Raw genomic sequence first — 12,836 nt, 5'->3', positions numbered from 1 at the left:
TGTATTTAAACTGAGGTCATATTCTTTTGTGATATTCTTCTCTTCCGATAGGCTTTTGTAGAAATCGCGGCAAGAAGGAAAATGGCAATAAGAACATAGGTAGCACCGCCAATCAAACCTAAGGAACGCGGTAAAAGATAATGCAGTGCAAATCCAGCTAAAAACATAGAAATACCCAAAATTGTATTACTGATGGTTGCCAACAGTCCAAACATTGTTCCATGATACTCCTCAGGAATCTCTTTCATTAGAACGGTATCAAAACTGGCATTCCCAATGCCAGACATAAAAGCCACACCACAAAACAAGAGAAACGCAAAGCCAACGAAATGCGTCCGGCTCAATAATAATAGAAACGTTCCTTCAAGCATTAAACAGAGTAAACCAGTAACTAAAAAATTTTTTCGTAACCGATTCGCGACTGTGTAGCTTAAAGTCAGACCAATCCCTAATGCCCCATAGAACAGCCCTACACCTACATCTCCCAACTGGTACTCATTAACAGCGTACACACTGATGAGTACATTATCGATTCCGTTCATGAAAGCAATTAATACTTCGCAGATTAATAGGATTTGAACGGGAATAGACAGGCTGATAACTTTCTTAAACACAAACCAAAGCGACTCTTTTTCGAGAAGCGTCCCTTCCGTAACTTGTTTATGTTTAGGGAACACAATGGTCGAGATGATCGCTGCTGCACCTAAAAAGGAGGCCGCATTGAACCAAAAGGTGATATGGGGGCCAAAAATAAAGGCCACGATTCCTCCAGAAAAAGCTCCGCCTATTAATACAATGCCGATCAAGACTTGTTCCAAACTGTTCACTTTAATAAGCTGCTCTTTTTTTACGAGCAGCGGGATGGCTGATTTTCTTGCTGGAGCATAAATGGCTTCTCCCGCCGCTAAAAGAAAGGAGCTTACATAAACAATCCAGAGATCTTCTTTGCTGTCCACCAACAAGAAGGTTAAGGCAAATACAATCCGAATGAGGTCGGTTGTGACCAATATCATTTTTCTTGGAAAGCGGTCAGCAAGCCTTCCGCCAATTGGTCCAAAGATGACAAACGGTATCAGCCGTATGGCTAGTGTGATGCCCACGGCCAGGCCTGATCCTGTTAGCTGCAGCAGCATCGCTAATACGGCAACTGAACTAAAGCGGTCGCCGATTCCGTTTACGACTCCAGCGAGAAATAGTTTTCTATATTGTTTTTCTTGTCTTATAAACATTCCATCACCTTCTTTTATAATAATCTAATTTTATATATATCTAATTAGATTGGTAAAAAAATAGGGTGCACCTGAACACCTGAAAACTAATTTAATAAATATCTAATTAGATGATAATTTAATTGCTGTTGGTAATCAAGTGTTTTATGAAGATTTAAGTGCAATTTTTAAGGTCGTGGTCACTATGAAGGAGTCAGAGTGCCCGCCGCGTACAATTTAGTGTGTCAACGGCACAGTGAAGGAGTCAGAGTGCCCGCTGCGTACAATTTAACGTGTCAGTGGTCATTGTGAAAGTCAGAGTGCCCGCCGCGTGGAATTTAAGATGTCAACGGTCATTGTGAAGGAGTCAGAGTGCCCGCCGCGTACAATTTAAGATGTCAACGGTCACTGTGAAGGAGTCAGGGTGCCCGCCGCGTTCAATTTAAAGTGTCAACGGTCACTGTGAAGGAGCCAGAATGCCCGCCGCGTACAATTTAAGTTGTCAACGGTCACTATGAAGGAGCCAGAGTGCTCGTGGGATACAACTTTTTAGGGTCGGAGGGAACTGTGGGGGAAACACAGCGGGTTGCACGTTCGCTCTAAGTCGGATTTCTTAACTAGCAGTGCCGAAAATAGTATAATATTTCGTATTCCTAAATTATTATTAAAGCTATTTTCGAAAAGGGCGTGAAACATAATTGCTTCAGTTAAATAATTCTATTCTCCGTCAGCCATCTTTTGCAAAATTTTGGTTCTCGCGCATTTTGGCCTCTACATCCTTTCAGATGCTGTCCGTGGCAATCGGATGGCAAATGTATGACTTGACTCATGACGCCTTTAGTCTCGGTTTGGTGGGACTGGCTCAGTTTATCCCGATGGTTCTGCTCACATTAGTTGTCGGGCAAGTGGCCGACCGCTTTGATCGTAGAAAAATTGTTTTTTGGTGTTTGCTCATTGAAGGTATGATGGCCGGACTTCTGCTCTATGGAAATCATGCAGGCTTTCTGGGGCGTGAACAGATTTTGCTGGCAGCGGCGATCATTGGAGCTTGCCGTGCCTTCGAAGGTCCGGCTTCATCAGCCCTATTGCCACAGTTGGTACATAAAAAGATTCTCACGCAGGCGATATCTTTAAGTACTACGGCTGGGCAAACAGCTCAAATCCTGGGTCCGTCCCTTGGCGGTGTACTTTTTTCGTTAGGACCCGCATTCGTGTATAGTACCGCAACTGTAGCATTGCTTGCTGCAGCCATCATGACCTATTTAATCACCGGCTTGGAGCAAGCGGTCCGAAGGGCAGAACCCGTATCAATGCGCTCCATCTTATCAGGCTTGGTGTTTGTCTATCGCCATCCAGTCATCCTTGGAACCATTTCACTGGATCTCTTCGCTGTCTTGCTAGGCGGCGCGACAGCTCTTTTACCGATATTCGCACAGGACATTCTTCATACTGGTCCTTGGGGATTGGGGTTAATGCGGACTGCACCGGCGGTTGGGGCACTGGTTGTGTCAATTATATTGGGTTATTTTCCATTAAAGAAAGCCTATGGCCTTACATTATTTGGTGCACTCGCTGTATTTGGATTATCCACCATGCTTTTCGCTGTATCGACGAACCTGATTGTTTCATTGGCAGCCTTGTTCCTAATCGGAGGCTCGGACGTGGTCAGTGTGGTTATTAGGTCATCACTTGTGCAGCTGCAAACTCCTGATGAAATGCGGGGCCGGGTTAACGCGGTGAACGCTCTCTTTATCGGTACTTCCAATCAGCTTGGAGAGTTTGAGTCTGGAACGCTGGCTGGATTTTTAGGAGCGGTTCCTGCTGCATTCATTGGTGGACTTGGAACGGTTCTTGTTGCCGGTCTGTGGATGTATTTATTTCCTTCCATAAGAAAACTCCGTTCTCTCTCATAAATCGTATGGAAGTTATTACTAAACAAAAGGGTCGGAATTCTAGGATCAAATAGTAGAAGTCCGACCCTATTTTTATTATTTTAACCAGGGGAAACAAGTATAATTGTGTGTATGAATAAAACAGTATTAATCGTATATCCATTTATCTGTATGTATATTTCTTTTGTGTAGATATCTATAGACAACTAAGTGAGTAATGGCAGTTACAATAACAAATTTTATGTTAAATAGGCAGGAAAACAGCAAGTTTTTCTGTTCAAAGATCGGGCGCGTTTTTGTAGGAACGTGTCTTTTTCTTGTACTATTTTGATGATATTGCGTAATTTTGTTGATAGCCCTCTATGTAGAAATTTATACTGAATTAAAAAGAATTCGGTGAACATTTTATTTTACTATCTAACTGAAAATCATTTAGTGCTGAGTAAGAAAGATTTGGCTAACCCAAGTTTTCGAATCGGTGCAGCGGTGTGGGGGAAAATTACATAAAATGGAGTAACGCAACATAAGGGGCTGTATGAATGAATGAAAAAAAAGTGATCATACTTTTGATTTTGGTTTGGCTTCTTACATCGGGTTTCGCGGTTGCAGAAGCATCCTCCTCCAAAAATAGATATGATGAAGTCTATGAAAAATATAGTAACATTGCAGACTCTTTTTCCAGCGAATCGATTCCATTCACAGAAGAAGAAAAAGAGTACCTTGATGAAGTCAGGAAAAAAGGGTTGAAAGTTCCTATTAATCTTGATTCCATAGGGGGATTCTATGAATTTCGAAATAATGGAAATGAATATGGGGTAAATAAATTCTTCTACTCAGCACTGGCAAAAGTGTTGGGGGTAAAACTTTCTTATGTTGCAGTGAGCAGTTCAGAAGATGTCTTCGATCAAATTTCGAATGGCTCTTTGGATTTGTCACCAATAATCAAAAGGCGTTCAATAGACTATCCTGATATCCTGCTTAGTACACCCATTAGCATCAATATGAATTTCATATTTTATTCGAATAATAAAAAAATGACGTATGATACACTTGGAGACACACTGGCAGGGAAAAAAATTGGTATTCTAAACATGATAGACGAAAACAGTCAACCGCTAAATCATTTTAGCGACATAAAATATTATCCGTACAAAGATATTTCTGTTGCTTATAATGCATTGAAAAATAATAATATTGATTTTATTTACTCAAATGTTGAGAATTACAGAAGTTTTATTGATCGTGGTCTCTTGTCGCTTCCGGTCCCTGATGATCGGAACGATGAAACCTACCGTGTATTTACTAGCAGCTCCAATCCTTTATTACTATCAATACTGAACAAAGCGATTTCCGGTGCAATAGGCCCAATCGTTACAGAATATGAGAAAGAAACGCGGAAAGCCTATTTGTATAATCACTTTTTTATGACGGAAAAGGAAAAGGAATTGATACGTTCAATTGGAGAAGTGCGTGTTATGGTGGATGACAACTTTGCTCCCCTATCCTTTTATGATGAAGCCAAAGGTAAATATTCAGGCGCTAGCGTCGACCTTTTTGAAAACATTGCAGACATCATTGGGTTAAAGTATAGCTTTATACGCGATAAAAACCTCAGTTGGTCCGATAAGGTTAATAAAGTGAAAAAGAAGGATATTGACCTCCTGTTTCCAATTAGCATTACACCAACCAGACAAAAATTCGGTCTCTTTTCACAACCTTATGTTTCCACATATTATTCTGTGATTGCAAAAGCAGACAACTCAAAAAAGATAAACTACGTGCAAGAACTTCTTCATAAGAAAGTAGGCATAGTGAAGGGAACAGCCATAACAGATTTCATTGAGACAATCATCCCTAAAGAACAAATCACATATTTTGATAGTGATAGTAAAATGTATCACGGACTAAAAAATAGGGATGTTGACTATATCATTCAAAATGAAAATGTCTTTTTGGAAGATTTTTATGAAAATGAACTTTTTGATTTGACATCTGTTTATCGCATTATAGAGTCACCTAAATATTATTGCTATTTTTTTAAACAGACCCGTGAGATGGATACCTTAGTAAGCATAATGAATCGGGCTATGAATTATTTTGATACCAATGAAATAATAGCTAAGTATAAAGTTGGTGAAAGTGATCTGAGGAACAGGTATATCACGCAAAAGAGACATCGAAATTTAATTAGTTTCATTTTGCTGATTGTATTAATCGTTTTAACGCTATTTGTATTTGGGTTTATTCGAACCAAAAAGTTTTCGAAAAAGCTCGAGAAGGAAGTAGCAATAAACGAAATGGCCTATTTGCAATCGCAAATAAAACCTCACTTTTTATACAATGCTCTAAGCGCGATCATGGCCTTCTGCTATACCGATTCGGAAAAAGCGGGAGAACTATTGAATAGTCTCAGCAAATACCTAAGAATCGTATTTAATACTGATAACCGTGGAGAGCTAGTGAAACTGCAACGTGAAATTGAACTGGTGAAATCCTATGTGGATATTGAGCAAGCTAGATATGGAGAACGACTTCAAACCATTTTCGATATAGATGAGACTTGTTTACAGCAAAGGATCATGCCATTGATGATACAGCCTTTAGTAGAGAATGCAATCCGGCATGGGGTTGTGAAAAAAACGCAGGGGGGCACGGTAAAGCTTTCCGTCCAGCCAGAAGGCGAATCGATTAAAGTCACTGTTACAGACGATGGCGTCGGGATGTCGGAACAAAAAATCAAAGAAATTTTGTCTCGAAAGGAAACCGTTTTTGGAGTAGGGCTTGCCAACATCAATCAAAGGCTGGGACATTTTGCAGGCAAGAAACTGACCATAGAAAGCAGAGAAGAGCATGGTACGATCATCACCTTATATTTACCGTTCAAGGAAAACACCTGATTAATAACTGGAGGAGGAAATTTGCCTTGCCAAAGCTGATTGCGATAACCATAGATGACGAGCATCCAAACCATATTCTATTAAAACGAGTCATTGATCAAAATGGCCAATTAGAAGTAGTCAAGCAATTTACCCATCCTGAAACGGCTCTTGAAAAAATTCGTGAGATTAAACCCGATGTTGCGTTTGTAGACATTGAAATGCCAGACATGAATGGATTGGAATTGGCTGAAAAGATTTTGGCGATCCATGGGCAAATGCATATCATTTTTGTCACAGCATACAGCCAGTATGCAATAGAAGCTTTTAAAGTAAATGCCCTGGATTATATTTTGAAGCCTGTTGATGCGGATGAAATGAATCGAGTGGTTCGTAAAATCATAAACCGCACGAGGCAGCAGAGGCCAGAATCCTCAAATGAGGCTCAAGATATCATACTTAAGGGAAGAATACTTTGTCTAGGGGAATTTGAAGTCTACGGGAAACATTCAAATCAAAAGGTACACTGGATGACATCAAAGGTAGAGGAGCTCTTAGCTTATCTTGTAATTCACCTTGGGAAAACTGCAGACAAATGGAAGCTCTGTGATTTGCTTTGGCCCAACCTAGACCCTGATAGGGCAAAAACCAATCTCCATACCTCCATTTACCGCTTAAAGAAAACGATTGCGAATGAAAAGGTGCCACTACAGATTAAAAGCAATAGTAACGGTTACTGGGTAGAGCTAGAGGAATGTCTCTTAGATTATAAGGAATTTGTAAGATTATCCATGGATTTGTTAAGGAACAGACAAAAGCCTGACAGCGAAAAAGAAGTGTCGTTGCTTATGAAAGCTGAAAGATACTACCGTGGAGAGCTTTTTGAAAATAAAGCTTATCTTTGGAGTGCTGCTCATAGTGAAAGCATCAACCAAATGTATATTCGAATGGCATATAGGCTGATCGATTATTTTGGTAAGAACCAATCCATTGAACAAGAATTGGAATACCTGAATAAGCTATTGCGCTTTTTCCCTTATGAGGAAAAGGCATGTATCTTGGCTATGGACATTTACGAAAAACGTAAAGACAAGCCAGCCCTCATCAAACAATATCAGCAGCATAGCCAATATCTTATGGAAGAAATGGGCTGCACACCCTCTTTAAAAGTTGAAAAGCACTATAAGAAATTAATGAAAATCCTCTAAAAGACCAAAAGCGATTTGAAAAGGAGTTGATTCCGATTCAAGTCGCTTTTTTCTATGTTCATTTATTTGTTTTCGTAATTTTCTCTAATGTCAGAAATATGTCAGAATGACGATTTAACATGGTGGTAAGGCAATTAACAACGAGGAAGAGCACGAACAAAGATTGCGTGTTGAAACAAAATGTAGCAGTAACCTAAAAAGCTGTACAACTATTTTTGCAAAAAGTACCTTAACGCTCGTTATCGTATTTTATGCTATAAAAAATTTGAGGGGGATAAAGAGAATGAAAAAACACTTTTCGATGATGATGGTCGGTTTTATGGCACTTAGTGCGACAGTTGGTTATGCGTTCGGCTCCTCTAAGCAGAATTTAACACAGGTACAGGCGGCATCGGCACAGCAAGAAAAAGCACTAGAAGCCGAAGGTCCTACAGGAGATGGACTCAACAATATACTAACTATGGCTGTTGCTTGGAAGCAGACCGCCGCAGAGTATAAGGCGCTATATCACCAATCCTTTAATATGGCCCGAAAGCAAGTTGATCTCGCCCTTGCCAACCACAGACCAGGTGATAAGCCGTTAGCCGTTATCACGGATTTGGATGATACGGTTCTTAGCCCGGTCAACTATTGGGGATACCTTATCAACAATAATAAGGACTTCTTCGACGATGCTATCTGGGACAAGTGGATTCCAACGTACAATATGGTTGCCACTCCGGGGTCACTGGATTTCTTAAATTACTGTAAGGAAAAAGGGGTGGAGGTTTTCTATGTGTCGAGCCGTGACCAGGGATCAAAAACTTATCATTACGCAAAGACGCAACTTAAAAAACTTAATTTTCCTTATGTAGATGATAATCACCTGACAATTCTTAGAGACACATCAAATAAGGAGACCCGCCAAAACGAAATCGCTCAGAATTATGATGTAATCTCCTATCTAGGTGATAACTTAAACGACTTTCGTCGAGTTTATTACGTGAAGGATGTTAATGAGCGTGCCAAATTGATGGAACAGGATAAGGATCTCTATGGAACGAAATTTATCCTCATGCCAAATCCAACTGACGGACACTGGGTACGTGCCATCTTCGGAGAATCAGAACCTCCAGCGACTGATGAAAACCGGGCAAAATGGAAGGACGCTGCTACTCGTTCTGCCTGGAAACAATAGTAAAAGAACCATACTCGATAAAGGTGGTATAGATGTCAATTGACGTGCCCTTCTACATTAAACAGCTGACAAGAATGCTAGAAATAATAATCGAAATGAAAAGAAATAAGATGATTGCGTTAGGTATTCAATATGGACTTACGGAACTTGAGACAGTTCAGGTTAGTGAAGAACTTGACCAATTAATCATTCTTTATCATAAGATTGTTACAACTTAATCTTATTAGTTTGTAAATTATATCAACTAAGATTCTCATAGATTTAGAGAATATAAAGCAAGTACACCTAGTAAGGAAATACAAAAAGGGATGTCTCTTAAAAATTTATACTTTTGGGACATCCCCTCTTATTATTCTTTGACACAAAACGTATAGAAGTTACTCGATAAAATACATTTTCCCATTCACTTCAAGAGATACGGATGATTGTTTCATCTCTTCCTTTAGAGATTTAGCGTAGGCAACCACTTCATTTATTTTTTTCTTATTCAAATCCTCTGCGAAGCTATAGACGATGGTTACTTTTTCCTTCACTAACTGATCATTATCTGAGAGCCAAGCTCCTGTCCCATCGATTGCTGTTGCCCCTCCAAACATTTTTGAGAATCTCTCTAGTGATTTATTAACATATGGTGTGTTATCAATGGGTTGATCTACATTATATGTAGATGGTACGTAGATTTTCACAATGTCCTTAAGGTAAAATTGCCCCTTTAAAGCAGAAGTTTGCTTTACTTCAGGAGCTTTTGGCTGTTGTGCAGCGTACACCGCATTCCCTAAAAAAGTAACTAACACAAATGGGATGATCCAATAAAAAATTTTTTTCCCTTTCAACATTAGGCCTCCTTTTTTATTAAAATGTAATTGGCAATACCGTGGTGACTTTCATTCTATTACTTTATACATGAATCAATGTATTTTAAAAAGGGTATTTTTTACTCTTTTTCCAAATTTTATTTAATTTTTTCTCTATATTAAGAAACAGATTCCTTTTCCAAAGAATGCGACTTTATTTTTGTTTTTGATAGATTCACATTTCCTGCTGCAATTCCGCCTAAGATCAAAACAACTCCGAGCCATTGGGATATGCTTACGTGTTCTGCCAAGAAAAGCGTCGATAAGATGACCGCAATCGGAAGCTCAGAGGCTGTCAAAATAGTACCAAGTCCAGGCTCGATATACCTCATGCCAATTGAAAATAACAGCGGTGGCAGGGCGACCCCTAATAAGCCAAGAAATAATCCATATGGAGCGATTCCAATCAAAACAGGTAAATGGAATAACTCGGTAGGTTGAAACAGAATGAAAACTGTAATCAGCCCGCCAGTGGAAAAAATGGCGCTTTTCTGCACAGGAGGTAGATCTTTTTCAACCGTGCCGCTAAGAAAAATAAACGAAGTATAGGATACAGCGGAAAGTAGTCCCCAAACTGCCCCTTGCCATGTGATCACCCCGTTGTCTACTGTAAGAACGCCAGCCGCAAGAATAGAGCCAATAATGAGAATCCCGATGGAAACTATTTTTCCTAAGGTCGGTATTTTTTTATAAAAAAACCATTCAAAAAATGTGCCAATCCAGACAAATTGAAATAAAAAAATGATCGCAAGCGAAGCATGAAGTGTTTGCAGTGATTGATAATAAAATACCCCCGTTAAACCGAGTGGTATTCCTGATAAAAGGAGTTTACCTATTTTACCGAGTGTCAGTTTCTTTTTTTTCGAAAAAAGTGCAACTGTCCAAATCAGCAAAGTACCCAGAAAGTATTGACTCCCCGTCACTACTTCCACCGTAAAACCTGCAGCATAAGCGAGCTTTACGAAAGTGGATAATGCTCCGTAACAGCAACCACCTAATAAAACAATAAATGAGTATTGCCAAGTTTTCATTTTCACCTCCCCTTTTTCAATCTATTAACTGTTCTAAACAAAAAAGCCACACAGCCTATAGAAGCTGTGTGGCGAAAATAGAGATTCCTCTAGAAAAATCCACAAACAAATAGATTTTAGTATTTAAACTACTTTTATTACTTTAAACCAAATAAATAATGAATGTCAACGTACTTGTTGGAGCTTATTCTGCAAAATGATGGAAGCTGTGGATTTTTTTCTAAAAGGCTCTGTTAAAGGGCATTGTTGATTTTTAACACTGTTGATTGGAGCGGAAGGTGCGAAGACTCCTGCGGGAGTACGGGTCAGGAGAGACCCCGCAGGCGCCAAAGCGCCGAGGAGGCTCCCCGGCACGCCCTAAGGTGCGCGAAGCACCTGGAGCGCAAATCAACAACAAAGTTTAACAGAGCCTTCTAAAAAAGAACGTTTGACTGGTGGCATTAATAATATCCATTGTTTTCTTTAACATTGACTTTACAATTTCTTAATGTTGGATTAATGTGGGATTAACATTGTTGGATTATGATTAAACCGTAACAAACAGTAAACAACATTATAAATTCCACATTGAGGAGAGATACTTTTTATGAATGGAAAGAAGTGGTACAAGTCGATTCAAGCTGTGATGATAGGAATAAGTGTAATGGGATTAGCCGCATGTGCAGATACAAAAGAACCGGTTGCATCGAGTATAAAGGATCCGAACTCGTTAACCCTTAATGAAATTGAAACAAAGGCCAAAAAAGAAGGGGAAGTCAATAGTACCGGTATGCCTGATTCATGGGCCAACTGGGGAGAAACATGGGATGAAGTAATGAAAAAATACACATTGAAACACAATGATACAGATTTATCGAGTGCTGAAGAGATTGCCAAAATGGAATCGGAAAAAGAAAATGCTACCGCGGATATCGGTGATGTAGGGATGTCCTTTGGACCGGTTGCTGAACAAAAGAAATTAACTCTGCCCTATAAAACCTCCTATTGGGATGATGTACCTGACTGGGCAAAAGATGACAATGGGGACTGGGTAGTCGGCTACCAAGGAACGATTGCCTTCTTAACCAATAAAGAATTAGTGAAAAACCCGCCAAAATCATGGGATGATATCCTAAAAGGAAATTACAAAGTAACCATTGGAGATGTTCAGCGTGGGACACAGAACCAAATGGGCGTTCTTGCTGCTGCTATCGCTTACGGTGGGGATGAAAAACATCTTCAACCAGGAATTGAATTTTTTACGAAGCTTGCGAAGCAAGGACGTCTTAGCTTAACGGATGCCAAGCCCGCAAACATCGAAAAAGGGGAAGTGGAAGTGGCCATTGTTTGGGATTTCAATGCCCTTGGTTATGCAGAACAAATCAATCGTGACCAATTCGATGTCACCATTCCGAAAGAAGGTTCAGTCGTAAGCGGCTATACCACAATTATTAACAAATATGCGAAGCATCCTTACGCCGCAATGGCCGCTAGAGAATATATCTTGAGTGACGAGGGACAAATTAACCTGGCAAAAGGCTTTGCCCGTCCTATCCGTGATAACGTGAAGCTCCCGAAAGAAGTAGCGGATAAAATGATACCAAAAGAAGAATACAAAAATGCCAAACCAATTAAGGATTTCAAAGCTTGGGAAGAAACGGCTAAAACACTTCCGCAGCTTTGGCAAGAAGAGGTGTTAGTCAATGTCAAATAAAGTAATCGTTATTGTTGTGGATGGAATGAGATACGATAAAGCCTGTGAGACTCTGGGATATATTCAGCATCTTGTAGAAACCAATCAGGCAGCACTTTACAAGGTTCGGTCGGAGCTGCCTAGTCTTTCCCGTCCATTATATGAAGTGCTGCTTACTGGTACACCGGCTTCGATGAACGGTATTACCTCGAATCAAGCTGTGCAGCTTTCCACGGAGAAAAGTCTCTTTCATCTGACGAAGGAGAACGGGTTAAGGAACGGAGCAGCAGCCTATTACTGGGTAAGTGAACTGTATAATCGTACTCCATTTGTGTTTGTTGAAGACCGCGAGCAAGAGGATTCAACTAAGCCTATTCAATACGGAAAATTTTATTGGGACGATGATTATCCAGACAGCCATGTGTTGATGGATGCGGAAGCATTGCGCCGAAAGCATGACCCACACTTTTTATATATTCATCCGCTTGGTGTTGACGTAAAAGGGGAAGCGTTCGGTTCGGAATCGAAAGAATACCGTGAACAAATCTTAAAGATGGGAAGTTTGCTCGCACAGCTTTTGCCAATTTGGATGAAGGAAGGATACCATATTTTAATTACATCTGATCATGGTATGAGTGAATATGGGAATCACGGCGGGATAACCGATGGTGAGCGTGATGTACCACTCTTTATCATCAGTCCAAAAGTGGAGCCTGGCGTCCACAGTGAGGTCGTCCCACAATTGGCGTTTGCCCCGCTTGTTTGTGAACTATTAGAGATCGAACCGTCCGATAAAATGATCAACTATTCATTGCCAGGCCTTAATGGAAAGGTGACCGTTTAATTTTCGAAAAAAGACTGCCGGGAAATGGTTTTACGATTAAAACCATTTCCCCTATTGTTAGCGAAAATAGAGGA

10 protein-coding genes are annotated in these 12,836 nt (G+C 40.1%); 7 read left to right on the top strand and 3 right to left on the bottom strand.

Annotation, left to right across the window (positions count from 1 at the left end; translation table 11 throughout):
• Positions 1 to 5: 5 nt before the first annotated feature.
• Complete coding sequence (locus tag ACIFOT_RS04030; RefSeq protein ID WP_430061918.1) at positions 6 to 1,229, bottom strand: MFS transporter; 1,224 nt, start codon at positions 1,227 to 1,229, stop codon at positions 6 to 8.
• Positions 1,230 to 1,906: 677 nt separating this feature from the next.
• Between ACIFOT_RS04030 and ACIFOT_RS04025 the strand changes: the two genes are divergently transcribed.
• The 5 genes from ACIFOT_RS04025 to ACIFOT_RS04005 all read left to right on the top strand — a co-directional run bounded on the left by ACIFOT_RS04025 (position 1,907) and on the right by ACIFOT_RS04005 (position 8,579).
• Positions 1,907 to 3,121, top strand: coding sequence for an MFS transporter (locus ACIFOT_RS04025; RefSeq protein WP_430061915.1), 1,215 nt, complete (start codon positions 1,907 to 1,909; stop codon positions 3,119 to 3,121).
• A gap of 518 nt (positions 3,122 to 3,639) precedes the next feature.
• Positions 3,640 to 5,997 (top strand): histidine kinase, encoded by a 2,358-nt coding sequence (locus tag ACIFOT_RS04020; protein WP_430061913.1) that lies wholly within the window; start codon positions 3,640 to 3,642, stop codon positions 5,995 to 5,997.
• Between the two features lie 26 nt (positions 5,998 to 6,023).
• The gene (locus ACIFOT_RS04015; RefSeq protein ID WP_430061910.1) at positions 6,024 to 7,184 is read left to right on the top strand and encodes a response regulator; all 1,161 of its coding nucleotides are present in this window, start codon (positions 6,024 to 6,026) and stop codon (positions 7,182 to 7,184) included.
• A 283-nt stretch (positions 7,185 to 7,467) separates the two neighbouring features.
• Entirely contained in the window at positions 7,468 to 8,361 is an 894-nt protein-coding gene (locus ACIFOT_RS04010) for a 5'-nucleotidase, lipoprotein e(P4) family (RefSeq protein WP_430061908.1), read from the top strand.
• A 32-nt stretch (positions 8,362 to 8,393) separates the two neighbouring features.
• Positions 8,394 to 8,579: a Spo0E family sporulation regulatory protein-aspartic acid phosphatase gene (locus ACIFOT_RS04005; protein ID WP_430061905.1), complete on the top strand. Its 186-nt coding sequence runs from the start codon at positions 8,394 to 8,396 to the stop codon at positions 8,577 to 8,579.
• Positions 8,580 to 8,738: 159 nt separating this feature from the next.
• On the opposite strand, the gene ACIFOT_RS04000 is transcribed toward ACIFOT_RS04005, so the two are convergent.
• Together ACIFOT_RS04000 and ACIFOT_RS03995 are read right to left on the bottom strand one after the other, a co-directional pair.
• Entirely contained in the window at positions 8,739 to 9,197 is a 459-nt protein-coding gene (locus ACIFOT_RS04000) for a DUF3574 domain-containing protein (RefSeq protein ID WP_430061902.1), read from the bottom strand.
• A 137-nt stretch (positions 9,198 to 9,334) separates the two neighbouring features.
• Positions 9,335 to 10,246: an EamA family transporter gene (locus tag ACIFOT_RS03995; RefSeq protein WP_430061899.1), complete on the bottom strand. Its 912-nt coding sequence runs from the start codon at positions 10,244 to 10,246 to the stop codon at positions 9,335 to 9,337.
• 586 nt (positions 10,247 to 10,832) lie between these two features.
• Between ACIFOT_RS03995 and ACIFOT_RS03990 the strand changes: the two genes are divergently transcribed.
• Entirely contained in the window at positions 10,833 to 11,939 is a 1,107-nt protein-coding gene (locus ACIFOT_RS03990) for an ABC transporter substrate-binding protein (protein WP_430061896.1), read from the top strand.
• Positions 11,929 to 12,762 carry an alkaline phosphatase family protein gene (locus ACIFOT_RS03985; protein WP_430061893.1) on the top strand — a complete coding sequence of 278 codons (834 nt, stop codon included), beginning with the start codon at positions 11,929 to 11,931 and terminating at the stop codon, positions 12,760 to 12,762. Before ACIFOT_RS03990 ends, ACIFOT_RS03985 begins: the two co-directional genes overlap by 11 nt.
• Positions 12,763 to 12,836 lie beyond the last annotated feature (74 nt).

This window comes from Neobacillus sp. NRS-1170 (assembly GCF_050468025.1).
The sequence above is the reverse complement of the archived record's forward strand: the minus strand, read 5'-3'. Positions and strand labels throughout refer to the sequence as shown.